This window comes from Bradyrhizobium sp. JR3.5 (genome assembly GCF_054057015.1).
This window is the reverse complement of record NZ_JBSRYV010000002.1, coordinates 608,805-622,620: the sequence shown is the minus strand read 5'-3', so window position 1 is coordinate 622,620 and position 13,816 is coordinate 608,805. Positions and strand designations below refer to the sequence as shown.

At 65.0% G+C, this 13,816-nt stretch carries 13 protein-coding genes and 1 pseudogene; 11 read left to right on the top strand and 3 right to left on the bottom strand.

Features of this window, described 5'->3' with window-relative positions; translation table 11 throughout:
* Positions 1-7 precede the first annotated feature (7 nt).
* From ACVWW1_RS19545 to hemC, 9 genes and pseudogenes are all read left to right on the top strand, one after another.
* On the top strand, positions 8-1,228 hold the full coding sequence (locus ACVWW1_RS19545) for an ABC transporter substrate-binding protein (protein WP_456657100.1): 1,221 nt from the start codon (positions 8-10) through the stop codon (positions 1,226-1,228).
* Positions 1,229-1,736: 508 nt separating this feature from the next.
* Positions 1,737-2,491, top strand: a pseudogene (gene cnbZ / locus ACVWW1_RS19540) (2-amino-5-chloromuconate deaminase CnbZ).
* A 124-nt stretch (positions 2,492-2,615) separates the two neighbouring features.
* A complete protein-coding gene (locus tag ACVWW1_RS19535) occupies positions 2,616-4,208 on the top strand; it encodes an FAD-dependent oxidoreductase (protein WP_456657099.1) in 1,593 nt (530 codons plus the stop codon).
* Positions 4,205-4,615, top strand: a complete 411-nt coding sequence (locus tag ACVWW1_RS19530) for a c-type cytochrome (protein WP_456657098.1) — start codon at positions 4,205-4,207, stop codon at positions 4,613-4,615. The genes ACVWW1_RS19535 and ACVWW1_RS19530 overlap by 4 nt, the downstream gene beginning before the upstream one ends.
* 19 nt (positions 4,616-4,634) lie before the next feature.
* On the top strand, positions 4,635-5,114 hold the full coding sequence (locus tag ACVWW1_RS19525) for a Rid family hydrolase (RefSeq protein ID WP_456657097.1): 480 nt from the start codon (positions 4,635-4,637) through the stop codon (positions 5,112-5,114).
* 129 nt (positions 5,115-5,243) lie between these two features.
* Positions 5,244-6,662: a M20/M25/M40 family metallo-hydrolase gene (locus tag ACVWW1_RS19520; protein WP_456657096.1), complete on the top strand. Its 1,419-nt coding sequence runs from the start codon at positions 5,244-5,246 to the stop codon at positions 6,660-6,662.
* Positions 6,662-7,480, top strand: coding sequence for an aspartate dehydrogenase (locus tag ACVWW1_RS19515; protein WP_456657095.1), 819 nt, complete (start codon positions 6,662-6,664; stop codon positions 7,478-7,480). Before ACVWW1_RS19520 ends, ACVWW1_RS19515 begins: the two co-directional genes overlap by 1 nt.
* Positions 7,480-8,100, top strand: a complete 621-nt coding sequence (pncA, locus tag ACVWW1_RS19510; RefSeq protein WP_456660614.1) for a bifunctional nicotinamidase/pyrazinamidase — start codon at positions 7,480-7,482, stop codon at positions 8,098-8,100. Before ACVWW1_RS19515 ends, pncA begins: the two co-directional genes overlap by 1 nt.
* A 65-nt stretch (positions 8,101-8,165) precedes the next feature.
* Positions 8,166-9,176 carry a hydroxymethylbilane synthase gene (hemC, locus tag ACVWW1_RS19505; RefSeq protein WP_456657094.1) on the top strand — a complete coding sequence of 337 codons (1,011 nt, stop codon included), beginning with the start codon at positions 8,166-8,168 and terminating at the stop codon, positions 9,174-9,176.
* Positions 9,177-9,185: 9 nt separating this feature from the next.
* On the opposite strand, the gene ACVWW1_RS19500 is transcribed toward hemC, so the two are convergent.
* The 3 genes from ACVWW1_RS19500 to ACVWW1_RS19490 are packed head-to-tail and all read right to left on the bottom strand — an operon-like array spanning position 9,186 to position 11,730.
* Positions 9,186-9,875 carry a DUF1045 domain-containing protein gene (locus ACVWW1_RS19500; protein ID WP_456657093.1) on the bottom strand — a complete coding sequence of 230 codons (690 nt, stop codon included), beginning with the start codon at positions 9,873-9,875 and terminating at the stop codon, positions 9,186-9,188.
* A 20-nt stretch (positions 9,876-9,895) separates the two neighbouring features.
* On the bottom strand, positions 9,896-11,068 hold the full coding sequence (locus ACVWW1_RS19495; protein ID WP_456657092.1) for an alpha-D-ribose 1-methylphosphonate 5-triphosphate diphosphatase: 1,173 nt from the start codon (positions 11,066-11,068) through the stop codon (positions 9,896-9,898).
* Positions 11,069-11,082: 14 nt separating this feature from the next.
* Positions 11,083-11,730: a transferase hexapeptide repeat family protein gene (locus ACVWW1_RS19490; protein ID WP_456657091.1), complete on the bottom strand. Its 648-nt coding sequence runs from the start codon at positions 11,728-11,730 to the stop codon at positions 11,083-11,085.
* A gap of 210 nt (positions 11,731-11,940) precedes the next feature.
* Between ACVWW1_RS19490 and phnC the strand changes: the two genes are divergently transcribed.
* Together phnC and phnD are read left to right on the top strand one after the other, a co-directional pair.
* A complete protein-coding gene (phnC, locus tag ACVWW1_RS19485) occupies positions 11,941-12,756 on the top strand; it encodes a phosphonate ABC transporter ATP-binding protein (RefSeq protein ID WP_092126925.1) in 816 nt (271 codons plus the stop codon).
* Between the two features lie 75 nt (positions 12,757-12,831).
* Entirely contained in the window at positions 12,832-13,761 is a 930-nt protein-coding gene (phnD, locus tag ACVWW1_RS19480) for a phosphonate ABC transporter substrate-binding protein (RefSeq protein WP_092124685.1), read from the top strand.
* Positions 13,762-13,816 lie beyond the last annotated feature (55 nt).

Sequence of the window (13,816 nt, the reverse complement as noted above, 5' to 3'; positions counted from 1 at the left end):
GAACGAAATGTCCATCACCAAAAGCTCGCATGTCCTGGTCGCAATTGCCGCCGCTTGTCTCTCATTTGCGGCCGGCGCTGCCCGCGCGGAGGATGGTGTCCTGCGTGTCGGCATCATCACCGACATGAGCGGGCAATATTCCGACGGCAATGGCCCGGGATCGGTGATCGCGGCGCAAATGGCGGCGGAGGAGATCGGCGGCACGGTCGCCGGACGCAAGATCGAGATCATCTCCGCCGATCACCAGAACAAGCCCGACGTGGCGACCGGCATCGTGCGCAACTGGATCGACAACAAGGGTGTCGACGTGATCGCCGAAGGCGTCAACTCCGCGGTGGCGCTTGCGATCCAGACGGTGACCCGCGAACGCAAGAAGCTGTTTCTGATCTCGGGCTCCGGCTCATCCGACCTCACCGGCAAGCAATGCTCGCCGACCAGCGTGCAGTGGACCTACGACACCTATGCCTCCTCGAACGCGACGGCGAAGGCCGTGGTTGCGCGTGGCGGCACGCCCTGGTTCTTCCTCACCGCGGATTACGCGTTCGGCCAGGCGCTGGAGCGCGACGCCAGCAAGGCCGTGACATCGGCCGGCGGCAAGGTGCTCGGCGCGGTCCGTCATCCGTTCGACACCGCCGATTTCTCGTCCTTCCTGTTGCAGGCCCAGTCCTCCGGCGCCAAGATCCTGGCGCTCGCCAATGCCGGCTCCGACTTCCGCAACGCGGTGTCCCAGGCCGACGAGTTCAACATCCGCGCCAGCATGCAGCTCGTCGCGCTGCAGGTGACGCTCACCGACGTGCCGGCGCTTGGCCTCGCGCATGCGCACGATCTGCTGTTCACCGATTCCTTCTATTGGGATCGCACGCCCGAGACCCGCGTCTTCGCCCAGGAGTTCTTCAAGCGACATGGCGCGATGCCGACGGCCTACCAGGCCGGCGTCAACTCGGCGCTGCGGCACTACTTCAAGGCGGTCGCGGCGACCAACTCGGTGGATTCGGAGACCGTGATCGCGCAGATGCGCAAGACCCCGGTGAATGATTTCTTTGCCCAGAACGGCGTGGTGCGCGAGGACGGCCGCATGGTGCACGACATGTATCTGATGCGCATCAAGAAGCCGGAAGAGTCCAAGAGCAAGTGGGATCTCTACGAATATCTCGCGACGGTGCCGGGCGACCAGGCCTTCCGTCCGCTCGATGAAGGCGGCTGCCCCTACGTCGCCAAGGCGCATTAGGGAGCGAGGCGATTGCGGCCGGCGTTCTGATGCGCCGGTTGTGGAAGCGGGGGTGAGGTGAGCTTCGCGGGCTCCCGCTCCCCTTGCGGGAGTGGGTGGGGAGAGGGGTGCCCCCCCGGGCGAGATCCGGAGTTCCCGGTTACACCTGTGGTCTTATCTCCGGTGCTTTTTGTTGCACCGGACCCACGGGTGCGATCGGTACCCGGCTTTCCCTGCGCCCTCTGCGAGAGGAGAGGGCGAAATGAGAAGCAAATCTCGGGCTCATGTCGCGAGAATGCGAACGTGCGACTCACAAGCGGTGCAACACACTCAGCGTCGTCCTGGCGAAAGCCAGGACCCATTACCCAAATCTCAAATGCTGTGCGACGCTGGGGCCGCGATCCCATTCATCACGAAATGCGGTGTTTATGGGTCCTGGCTTTCGCCAGGACGACGGCTGTGATGAAATCGAGCAGTCCGCGCATACCCTCCATCGCGACGACCGCATCGAGCATCCAACAGAGGCACCATGACCAACACCATCGAGGCTCCCGACGGCGGCTACCGCTTCATGCCCGGCGTCAGTCAGTATTCCTGCGGCGTCGGTGCGCTGCCCGGTTATGCCATCGAGCGGGTCAGGTTCTCTGAACCGGCACCCTTGAGCGCGGGTTTTGAACGGATAGCCGAGATCATCAGGGACGCGGGCCGCCCGTTGACGGCGTTCGCTGCCTGCGAACTGCGTTCGCCGGCGCCGTTCACAGAGGACGGGTTCAAGGCGTTCAACGAGATCTACATCAAGACGTTGATCGCCTGGGGCGTGATGCGCGACGGCGTCAATCCGGTGGCGCGCAGCAATGTCTGCCCAAAGCTCGATCCGCCCGCCGAGCCGTCGTTCCACGCCTTCTGCTACACGGTGCCGGGGCGGCGAAGGACGCGCCGACGAGCTTCGTCGTCGCCGGCAGCGGCGAGTCGGTCGAGGGCAAGGCCAATTATCGCGATCATACTGTCGCGCCCGGCGACACCAGCCCGGCTGGCATCCTGGCGAAGGCGAAATTCGTGGCTAACGAGATGGAACGCCGGATGAGCGCGTTCGGTGCCTCTTGGCGCGACACCACCGCGGTGCAGCTCTACACCGTGCACGATGCCTATCCGGTGCTCGAAAGCGAGCTCGGCCGCCGTGGCGTGCTTCGCAACGGCCTGACCTGGCATTTCGACCGGCCGCCGGTGGTTGGATTAGACTATGAAATGGATTGCCGGCGTGTGCAACTCGAACGCGTAGTGTGATCTATCGGTCGCGTGATGCATCAAAAGCGCGTGTGGGCGGATGTGTAAGCGCGTGCGCTTTCTTGACACTGGTCGCGTCAACCGTTTCCCTTCGCCATCGAAATCATCGGCTGGGTGAACGCGGGTGCAGAACCAATCTGTGATCAGGCGGCGGGATTTGCTGGCGCTGATCGGGACCATCGCCGGCAGTTCGGCGATGTATCAGGCGATGACGAGCCTCGGCTTCGCATCCGAGTCCGCCTACAAGGGGCCGCTCAAGCTCGCGGGCGACGTGAAGGGCGCTTCGGTGCTGGTTCTCGGCGCGGGGCTTGCCGGGATGACGGCGGCGCTGGAACTGCGCAAGGCCGGCTACAAGGTCCAGATCCTCGAATTCAACAACCGCGCCGGCGGCCGCAACTGGTCGATCCGCGGCGGTGACAGCTTTACCGAGCTCGGCGGCTTCAAGCAGACCTGCCAGTTCGAGCAGGGGCTCTATCTCAATCCCGGCCCGTGGCGGATTCCCTATCATCATCGCGCGCTGCTCGATTACTGCCGCCGGCTCAACGTGACGCTGGAACCCTTCATCCAGCTTAACCACAATGCCTATCTGCACGCGACGCGTGCATTCGACGGCAAGAAGCAACGCTTTCGCAGCATCAAGGCAGACTTCCAGGGCGGATTGTCGGAACTGCTCGCGAAAGTCAGCCAGCAGGGCAGGCTCGACGAGTTCGTCAGCAAGGAAGACCAGGAGATCCTGCTGCAGGCGCTGCGCGACTGGGGCGCACTGGATCGCGACTACAAGTACAATGCCAATCTCGGCTCCGCCGACGTCCGCGGTTATGCGCGCGATCCCGGCGGTGGCCTGATGGGCGATCCGCTGCCCAGCGATCCGATCTCGCTCCAGGAACTGCTGCGGTCGCGGATGTGGCGCTACGTGCAGAGCTTCGCGCACTACGATTTCCAGACCACGATGTTCCAGCCGGTCGGCGGCATGGACATGATCGGCAAGGCGTTCGCGCGCGAGGTCGGCGATCTCATCCGCTATAACGCCAAGGTGACGCAGATCCAGCAGAACGGCTCCGGCGTCACCGTGAGTTATGTCGACACCGCCAGTGCATCCGCGGTGCAGCAGGCGACCGCCGACTGGTGCATCTGCACCATTCCGCTGCCGATCCTGAGCCAGCTGCCGCTCGACGTCAGCGGGCCGATGAAGAATGCGATCGATTCCTTGCCCTACGCCGCCTCGGTGAAGGTCGGGCTGCAGTTCAAGCGGCGGTTCTGGGAGGAGGATGAGGCGATCTATGGCGGCATCAGCTACACCGATCTGCCGATCCGGAATATCGGCTATCCGAACTATGGTTTCAACCGCGGCGGCCGCGGCGTCCTGCTCGGCGCCTATTTGTACGAGGGCGCCAATTCCTTCGAGTTCACCGCGATGACGCCGGCCGAGCGGGTCGCCAGCGCGGTCGAGTTCGGCGCCAAGATCCATCCGCAGTACAAAAGCGAGTTCGAGAACGGTGTCGCGGTGGCGTGGCATCGCGTGCCGTTCACGCTCGGCTGCGCCGGTGAATGGACCGAAGCCGGGCGGGCGCAGCATTACCGCAATCTCTGCCAGATCGACGGCCGCATCGCGCTGGCGGGCGAGCACGCTTCGCAGTTGCCGGCCTGGCAGGAGGGCGCAATCCTGTCCGCGCTCGACGCCATTACCCGATTGCACGAACGCGTGGTGAAGACATGATGGTGCGGACAGGAACATCGGTTATCGCGGCGCTCGCACTGCTGTCGGCGACCGCGGCCCTCGGGCAGGACAGCGGGGTGACCAAGCGCACCTTCTCTTCAGGCTACCGTTTCGTGGAGATGACCGGGGAGGAGCTGTTCGGCAGTGTCTGCCAGGGCTGCCACATGCCGGATGCGACGGGCGCAAGCGGCGCCGGCACCTATCCCTCGCTCGCCGGCAACAAGAATCTCGAAACCGGCAGCTATCCGATCTACCTCGTCGTCAACGGCCGCCGCGGCATGCCGGCGTTCGGCGACATGATGACCGATGGTCAAGTCGCCGCCGTTGTGAACTATCTGCGGACGCACTTCGGTAACACCTATCAGGACGCGGTGACGACCAAGGACGTCCAGGACGCCCGCCGCTAACCACTTTGGAGAGAGTTCGATGAAATTCATCGGTATTGCACTGGGCGCCGCGCTGTCGGCGATGGCGACCGCTGCTTCGGCTGATGTGGTCAGGCATCCGATTCCCAACTCGACCTTCCCGATCGCGCAGGCCGTGACCGTCACCGGCAACACCACGACGGTCTATGTCAGCGGCCAGGTGCCGCCGGTCGCCAACAAGGATGCCGATCCGTCGAGCCCGCAGGCCTATGGCGATACCAAGACCCAGACCGTCGGCGTGCTCAACCGCATCAAGGCCATTCTGGAAGGTCAGGGGCTCGGCATGGGCGATGTCGTCAAGATGCAGGTGTTCCTGGTCCACAACACGGCTGCGCCGATGGACTTCAAGGCTTTCATGGAGGGCTACACCCAGTTCTTCGGCGGCAGCCAGCCAAACCTGCCGGCGCGCTCGGTGGTCGGCGTCGCGGCGCTCGCCAATCCCGGCTTCTTGGTCGAGATCGAGGTGATTGCGGCCAAATAAGGACGCCAAATGCGTGCGCGAAAGCGCGGAGCATGCGCGCGGAAATTGAAGGGCTCGCCGTCTTGCCAAAGCGCGTGCCGCCTGTCTGAATTCATCCCCAATCAGGTGGTGGAATTCTGGGAGAGCACGATGTCGCACAGGCCCCGAAACATGGTTCGATCGCTGCAGATCGCGGCAGCGTTCGCTCCGCTCCTGCTCGCGTCCGGCGCCAGCGCGCAGGGACTGACCGAGCAGCAGCAATTTGCCCGCGGCATCTACCAGGAGCTGGTCGAGATCAACACGACCACCGCGACCGGCGATACCCAGAAGGCGGCGGAGGCGATGGGCGCGCGGCTGCGCGCGGCGGGCTTTCCCGAGGGCGACGTCCACGTGTTCTCGCCCGCCCCGCACAAGGGCAATCTGGTGGCACGGCTGCACGGCTCCGGTGCGCGCAAGCCGATCCTGCTGGTCGCCCATATCGACGTCGTCCCCGCCCTCCGCGAGGACTGGTCGGTCGATCCGTTCAAACTCACCGAGCAGGACGGCTATTTCTATGGCCGCGGCTCGAGCGACGACAAATACATGGCGTCGGCCTTCATCACCAACCTGATCCGCTACAAGAAGGAGAGCTACAAGCCGGACCGCGACATCATCGTCGCGCTCGAGACCGACGAGGAGATCCTCGATGCCAACGGTCTCGGCATGCAGTGGCTGATCAAGAACCACCGCGACCTGATCGACGCCGAGTTCGCGCTCAACGAAGGCGGCGGCGTCGGCCTGAAGAACGGCAAGGCGATCCGCAACAGCGTGCAGACCAGCGAGAAGGTCTCGATCGGCTATCAGCTCACCGTGAAGGATCGCGGTGGCCATAGCTCGCTGCCGCGCAAGGACAACGCGATCTATCGGCTCGCCGAAGGCCTGGTGCGGCTCTCCAACTACGACTTCCCGATGAATCTCAACGAGACGACGCGGATCTATTTCACCAAGACCGCCGAGGTCGACAAGTCGCATGCCGACGATATCAAGGCAATCCTGGCACCGCAGCCCGATCCGGCGGCGCTGGCGCGATTGTCGGAGAATCCTGGCTACAACGCGCAGCTCCGCACCACCTGCGTCGCGACCATGCTGGAAGGCGGCCACGCCATCAATGCGCTGCCGCAGCTGGCGACCGCCAAGGTGAATTGCCGGATTCTGCCCGGCGAGCCGGTCGAAGGCGTTCAGGCGACGATCGAGCGCGTGCTCGCCGACAAGCAACTCGAAGTGACCCCGACCGGAAAAGCCGTGTTGAGCCCGCCGTCGCCTTTGAACGAAGAGATCATGGGATCGGTCGAGAAGCTGTCGAAGGAGTTCTGGCCGAATGCCGAAATCGTCCCGGTGATGAGCACCGGCGCCACCGACGGCAGCTATCTGCGCAATGCCGGAATTCCGACCTATGGTCACTCAGGGCTCGGCGCCGATGTCGACGACAACCGGAACCATGGCAAGGATGAGCGCGTGCTCGTCAAATCATTCTACGAGGGCGAGGAGTATCTCTATCGCCTGGTCAAGATGCTCGCCGGCGGGAAATGATGGCTGACAGCAAGGCAAAGACACGGGTTGCGGTCGCCGGCCTCGGCGCGATCGGCACCGATGTCGTCAAGGCGCTCGATCGGGGCATCGAGGGCCTGACGCTGGTTGCGGTGTCGGCGAACAGCCCGGACAAGCACCGCGGCTGGATCGCGGAGCTCAAGTCTGCGCCGAAGCTGGTGCCGATCGATGAGCTTGCCGAGCTCGCCGACATCGTGGTCGAGTGTGCGCCGAGCAAGCTGGTGCGCGCGATCGTGGCGCCGGTGGTCGAGCGCGGCAAGACCGCGGTCGTGCTCAGCGTCGGCGCGCTGTTGCAGAACGAGGACCTGGTCGATCTCGCGAAAGCGCATGGCGGCCAGATCATCGTGCCGACCGGCGCGCTGATCGGGCTCGATGCCGTGACTGCGGCTGCGGTCGGGACCATCCATTCGGCAAGGCTCGTGACGCGGAAGCCGGTCGCTGGCCTCATCGGCGCGCCGCATCTGGTCGAGAACAACATCCGGATCGATGACATCACGGAACCGCTGCGCGTCTTCGAGGGCAGCGCGCGCGACGCGGCGAAGGGCTTTCCGGCCAATCTCAACGTCGCGGTGGCGCTGTCGCTCGCCGGCATCGGCCCCGATCGCACCCGGGTCGAGATCTGGGCGGATCCGACGGTGACACGCAACACCCACCGGATCGAGGTCGATTCCGATTCCGCGCGATTCTCGATGATGATCGAGAACATCCCCTCGGAGAATCCCAAGACCGGCCGCATCACGGCGCTGTCGGTGATCGCCTGCCTGCGCAAGCTGCGCGCGTCGTTGCGGATCGGGACGTGATGAAGATCGGGCCCGACGATCTCTTGCTGATCATCGACGTGCAGAACGATTTCTGCCCGGGCGGCGCGCTGGCGGTGGCCGACGGCGATGCCGTCGTGCCTGTCGTCAACCGGCTCGCCGGGCGCTTCGACCATGTCGTGCTGACCCAGGACTGGCACCCGGCAGGCCACAGCTCGTTTGCGAGCTCGCATCCGGGCGCGGCAGCGTTCTCCTCGGTCGCCATGCCCTATGGGCCGCAGACGCTGTGGCCGGATCATTGCATCCAGGGCACGGCGGGCGCCGCGTTTCATCCCGACCTCGTAACCGACCGGGCCGAGCTCGTGATCCGCAAGGGGTTCCGGGCCGCGATCGATTCCTATTCGGCGTTCTTCGAGAACGACCGGACAACCCCGACCGGGCTCGCCGGTTATCTGCGCGAGCGCGGCCTCAAGCGCGTCGTGATGGCCGGGCTCGCGACGGATTTTTGCGTGCAGTATTCGGCGCTCGATGCGCGGCGGCTCGGGTTCGAGACCGCGGTCGTGCTGGCGGGCTGCCGCGCCATCGATCTCGGCGGTTCGCTTGCTGCCGCCACGGCGGCGATGCGCGAGGCCGGCGTGGCGCTCGTTGACGAGATTCCCTGAGCGTGGCCGGGTCGGGGCAAAAACCATTGTTTTAACTGGCCTTTTGTTCTAATCCCCAGCCGTTGATGATCACGCGCAGCGGAGCTTTCGTGTCAGGACAGGTTTTGCGGATAGGGACGCGCAAGAGCGCGATGGCGCTCGCGCAGACGGACGAGGTCGCGCGGCTGCTGCGCGCCTCGGCGGGCGACCTTGCCGTCGAGATCGTCAAGTTCGAGACCCGCGGCGACCAGGACCAGACCAGCAAGCTGTTGCGTCACGGCGGCAAGGGCGGCGCCTTCGTCGCCGAGATCCGCGAAGCCATGCGTGCCGGCACGCTGCAGGCGGCGATGCATTCGCTGAAGGACGTGCCGGGCAATGAGGAGACGCCGGGTCTCGTCCTTGCCGCGATGCTGGCGCGCGATGCCGCCAATGACAGCCTCGTGTTGCGGCCGGGCCTGTCGCTGGATGCGTTTCGCGCCTCGCGCGGCAAGGGCTTCATGATCGGCACCAATGCCGTGCGCCGCGCCGCCTATCTGCGGCGGCTGTTTCCGGAGGCGACGGTCATTCATTTCCGCGGTGCCGCCGACACGCGAATTGCAAAACTCGATCGCGCTGCCAAGCAGCGGCTGCCCGATGGCGGCGAGGTGGGGCCGGCGGATGCGCTGGTGATGGCGCGTTCCGGCCTCGAGCGCATCGGCATGACCGCGCGGATCGCGCATGACTTCTCCGTCGACGAGATGCTTCCGGCGGTCGGTCAGGGCATCGTCGCGGTCGAATGCGTCGAGACCGACTGGGCGACGCGGGCGCGGCTTGCCGGGATCGACAACGCGCAGTCGCGGCTTGCCGCCGAGGCCGAGCGCGAGGTGCTGTGGGTGCTCAACGGCCATTGCAATTCGCCGATCGCCGGCCACGCCACGCTCGCCGGAAACGAGCTGACGCTGCGCGCCTCGGTGCTCGACGAGGCCGGTGCCGGCTTCATCGAGGTGACGCGGCGCGGACCGGCGGACCGGCCGCGCGAACTCGGTCGCGCCGTCGGGATGGAGCTGCTCGCGAAGGGTGCCGCCGAGATCATCGCCCGCACCCGGGTGGACGAGTAGCGTCCGCCGCTACGCTCGCAACGGCCAGCTGCCGATGATGCGGAAGCGGGATGCGCTGTCGGCTTGCTTGAACAGCGCGATGCGGTCGATTGCGAGCGTCGCAAGGTCGATCGCCGCGAACCGCTCGCGCAGCCGCGCCACGATCGGGCCCCGCCGCTCCTCGCTCAATCGTCCCGTCAGGGTCATGTGGAAGCGGAATTCCTCCATGACATAAGGATAGCCCCAGCGATCGAGATAGTCGCGCTGCCGCGCAGTGAGCCGGTCGGGTCTGCGCCGCGCGCGATCTTGCGGCGTCAGCGGCGGACGGAAGGTGTCGAATTCGGTGACGCAATCGGCGGCAAGCTGTTGAAGATCATCCGAGCGGCTCGCCGGGATCACGGCAATGAAGCCGCTGATGGCATCGACCACAGGCGCGATCACGGGAATGTGCCGTGCGCGCCCGGCGAAGGCAGCGCAGGCGTCGACAAGCTCGGACTCGTTCGCGCCATCGGCGAGCGCGGTCGGCGCCTTCAGTGTGGCGTGAAAGCCGTATTTGCGCGGATCCTCCGTTACCTCGCGCCAGTCCGGCGCGACGCCATCGGGAAACGGCAGGTCGTCGCCCGACACGGCGTCGTAGCCGAGCAGCGTCGAGCCGAAGCGGTGCAGGGCGCTGTCGGGCGACGGCGCATAATAGATCGCGTAGCGCGGAGTGTTGGCCATGGCAGCAGAATAGGTCCTGACTATGCTGCCGCAACCGTTTTGCGCGGGGCGAGCGAGTGAACGAGGCAGCTCGCATCAGCCAGATGCACCAACCGTCCGGCTGATATTACGGCGACGATGCGCGGCCGCTGCGGCACCTTGTCGTCGACGACGATGATGTCGGCGCGGCGGCCCGCGGCAATCACGCCGCGATCGGCAAGCCCGGCCGCGCGTGCCGGCGCCGACGAGATCAGGTCCCAGGCCTTGGTGAGCGGCAGGATGCCATCGGCGGCGAGGCGGAACGCGGCGAGCAGTTGCGCCGGATAATAGTAGTCCGACGCCAGCACCGAGCAGAGGCCCTGTGCGATCATGTCGGATGCCTTGGTCCAGCCGGTGTGGCTGCCGCCGCGCACCACATTGGGCGCCCCGAACACGATGAAGTCGCCCGCGGCCGCGGCATCGCGCGCGGTGTCTTCATTGACGGGGAATTCGGCGATCGTGGCGCCGAGCGCGCGAAACTCCTGGCGCATCGCGGGGGTGTTGTCGTCATGCGAGAGCATCCGAATGTTCGCCGCGCGTGCTGCGGCCGCCAGTCGCGCGATCGAGGCGGGCACCACGGGACGGCGCGCCACGATCCGATCGAGCATGTCGTTGACGGCTTCGACGGAGAGTCCGGTGCGTTCGGCCAGCTGGTTGCGCTTCTTCGGCTTGACGTTGCTGTGGTCGTTGAAGGCGAACAGGTCGATGCGGCCTTCGGTGAGCCATTGAATGATCTCGGCTTCGGCTTCGAGATTGTGGGTCTCGTGACGCAGGTGGAAGCGCGTATCGGCGGCGAGCTGCGGCCGCAGCGCCTCGATCGCATCGAGCAGCTTGCGCGCGTTCTCCGCGCTGCGCAGGCCGGGCTCCCACGACCAGGTCGTGCCATGGAAGACGGTGGTGATGCCGTTGGCGATCGCTTGCCGGTCGCTGTCGATGAGCGCCACGTCGGTCGGGAAATCGACGCCGGGGCGCGGCATCATCTGCCGCTCGAACGCATCGCCGTGCAGATCGATGATGCCGGGCAGCACCAGCAGGCCGCCGGCATTGATGTGGAGCGCGGCGCGGCCCTGTTCGGCGTCGAGCGCGCCGATGTCGCGGCCTGAGGTCCGCAGCGAAGTCTCGACCAAGGCACCGTCAACCAGCGCGCGTCCGCCCTCGATGAAAATGTCCGTCACGATACGGTGCTCCGTTATTTATTCCGTGATTGGGATACGGCCTCGGCCTCGTACTTGTCGAGAAATTCCTCGACCGCGAGCTTGCGGAAGTCGGGCAGGACACGACGAAGTGTTTCGTGATCCCAGTCCCACCACGCGAGTGCTGTCAGGCGATCCGCTGCTGTCTCGGAGAAGCGCCGCTTGACCGGACGCGCCGGATTACCGGCAACGATGGTGTAGGCGGGCACATCCTTGGTCACGATCGCGCCTGCAGCGACGACAGCGCCGGTTCCGACGTTCCGGCCCGGCAGCAGGATCGCACCGTGACCGATCCAGACGTCATGGCCGATATGCACGTGATGCGCACGTCGCCAGTTGAAGAAGTCGGTGTCGTCGCTCTCGCCGGGAAAATAGGCGCTGGCGCGGTAGGTGAAATGCGCCTGGGTCGCGCGATGCATCGGGTGGTTGCCGGGATTGATGCGGGTCATCGCGGCGATCGAGCAGAACTTGCCGATCGAGGTGTAGGTGATCTGGCTGTCGTTCACGACGTAGGAATAGTCATCCATGCTGACTTCAAGCAGGATGGTGCGCGCGCCGACCTCGGTATATTTGCCGAGCTTGCTCTCGCGCACCGACGCAGTCGGGTCGATCGTCGGCACAACCGAGAGTGTTTTTCCGGCCATCAGGGCCTCCGCAAATCTTGTAAATCTTTGGCTTCCGGGGAGATGCGGGCTCGTCATCGGGATGCTTGATGACAACATCATGACGTTGCAATGACGTCAAACGAACGGCAGGGGAGGGGTGTGGACGATCGCCGCACTGCAATGTCACGTCACATAACTGTCAAGCACCGGGGATAGCGATGGCCCAACGCGACGCGGTTGGAGCATTGCATGCTGGTGGTGGAAGGTTTGACGTGCCGGTTCGGCACAAAGGCCGCAGTCGATAACGCATCCTTTTCGATCGCGCCGGGCAGCTTCGTCGGCGTGATCGGCCGCTCCGGTGCCGGCAAGTCGACATTGCTGCGGATGATCAACCGTCTCGCCGACCCGACCTCCGGCCGCATCCTGTTTGAAGGCACCGATGTCACCGCGCTGCGCGGCAAGGCGCTGCGGCAGTGGCGGGCGCGCTCGGCGATGATCTTCCAGCAATTCAACCTCGTCGGGCGTCTTGACGTGCTGACCAACGTGCTGATGGGCCGGCTTGCGCAGATCCCGTCCTGGCGTTCGCTGGCGCAGGTCTGGCCGGAGCAGGACAGGGCGCTTGCGCTGTCGGCGCTCGAGCAGTTCGACATCGCCCAGCTCGCGGCGCAGCGCGCCGACCAGCTCTCCGGCGGCCAGCAGCAGCGGGTCGCGATTGCCCGCGCGCTGGTGCAGGAGCCCGACATCATTCTTGCCGACGAGCCGATCGCCTCGCTCGATCCGCGCAACACCAAGATTGTGATGGATGCGCTGCTGCGCATCAACAAGCATTTCGGCATCACGGTGCTCTGCAACCTGCATTCCCTCGACCTGGCGCGAACCTATTGCGATCGCCTGATCGGCATGGCGGCGGGTCGCGTGGTGTTCGACGGCGCCCCCGCGGCGCTGACCGACCACATTGCCCGCGAGCTCTATGACCTCGAGGCCAATGACGTCATGGGCGCGGCACCGCTGCCCGTGCCCGATGGCGCAACTGCTCCGGCGCTCGGCACCGCAGCCGCGGCCTGAGCGGCGCATTTTCGAGAAACAGGGCAACCGGGCATTTCGCCCGGCCAACAGGCGTAACTACCAAAGAGGGGTAACATGATCACTCGTCGCATCATTCTGGCCGGCGCCGCTGCGCTGGCATTCGCAGGATCGGCTTCGGCCGAGGACTGGAAGACCAAGTATCCGGAGATCACCTTCGCGGTGATCCCCGCCGAGAACGGCTCCGGCGTTACCGAGCGCTACGGTCCGCTCACCGAATATCTGTCGAAGGAACTCGGCATCAAGGTGACCCTGCGCGTCGCCAACGACTACGCAGCCGTCATCGAGGGCCAGCGCGCCGGCAACATCCACATCGGTTACTACGGCCCGGCGTCGTTCGCCCGCGCCCGCCTCACCGGCGTCAAGACCGACGCGTTCGTGATCGACGTCAATGCCGACGGTTCGAAGGGCTATTATTCGGTGTTCTACGTGCTCGCCAAGAGCCCGTACCAGAAGGTCGAAGACCTCAAGGGCAAGAATATCGGCCTGGTCGATCCCAACTCGACCTCCGGCAACAACATGCCGCGTTTCAAGCTGAACCAGATGGGGATCGATCCGGAGACCTACTTCTCCAAGGTCGTCTTCACCGGCAGCCACGAGAACGCTGTGCTGGCGCTGGCGCAGGGCACCGTCGACGTCGCCGCCAACTGGTGGAATGCCGACGATGATTCCAACCTGACCCGCATGCTCGCCAAGAACATGGTGAAGTCGAGCGACGGCACGCCGCTGAAGAAGGAGGACTTCCGCATCATCGTGAAGTCCGACCTGATCATCAACTCGCCCTACGCCTATCTCGAGAGTCTTCCCGACGACATGAAGGCGAAGATCAAGCAGGCCTTCCTCGACATGCCGACGAAGGATCCGGAAGCCTTCAAGAAGCTGTCCGACGGCAAGAACCGTCCATGGCAGCCAGTCACCAACGCCGACTACGACAAGACCATCGAGCTGATCAAGTTCGTCGACGCTCTGCGCAAGAAAGGCTCCTGATCGCACGTCGCTGCTGAATTGGGCCGGGTTTCGACAACCCGGCCCTTTTCGTTCA

Excerpts from the sequence above, each read along its gene's own strand:
- ACVWW1_RS19545 (WP_456657100.1), top strand. The coding sequence starts at position 8 with ATGTCCATCACCAAAAGCTCGCATGTCCTGGTCGCAATTGCCGCCGCT.
- ACVWW1_RS19530 (WP_456657098.1), top strand. The coding sequence starts at position 4,205 with ATGATGGTGCGGACAGGAACATCGGTTATCGCGGCGCTCGCACTGCTG.
- ACVWW1_RS19525 (WP_456657097.1), top strand. The coding sequence starts at position 4,635 with ATGAAATTCATCGGTATTGCACTGGGCGCCGCGCTGTCGGCGATGGCG.
- ACVWW1_RS19520 (WP_456657096.1), top strand. The coding sequence starts at position 5,244 with ATGTCGCACAGGCCCCGAAACATGGTTCGATCGCTGCAGATCGCGGCA.
- ACVWW1_RS19515 (WP_456657095.1), top strand. The coding sequence starts at position 6,662 with ATGGCTGACAGCAAGGCAAAGACACGGGTTGCGGTCGCCGGCCTCGGC.
- pncA (WP_456660614.1), top strand. The coding sequence starts at position 7,480 with ATGAAGATCGGGCCCGACGATCTCTTGCTGATCATCGACGTGCAGAAC.
- hemC (WP_456657094.1), top strand. The coding sequence starts at position 8,166 with ATGATCACGCGCAGCGGAGCTTTCGTGTCAGGACAGGTTTTGCGGATA.
- ACVWW1_RS19500 (WP_456657093.1), bottom strand. The coding sequence starts at position 9,875 with ATGGCCAACACTCCGCGCTACGCGATCTATTATGCGCCGTCGCCCGAC.
- ACVWW1_RS19490 (WP_456657091.1), bottom strand. The coding sequence starts at position 11,730 with ATGGCCGGAAAAACACTCTCGGTTGTGCCGACGATCGACCCGACTGCG.
- phnC (WP_092126925.1), top strand. The coding sequence starts at position 11,941 with ATGCTGGTGGTGGAAGGTTTGACGTGCCGGTTCGGCACAAAGGCCGCA.
- phnD (WP_092124685.1), top strand. The coding sequence starts at position 12,832 with ATGATCACTCGTCGCATCATTCTGGCCGGCGCCGCTGCGCTGGCATTC.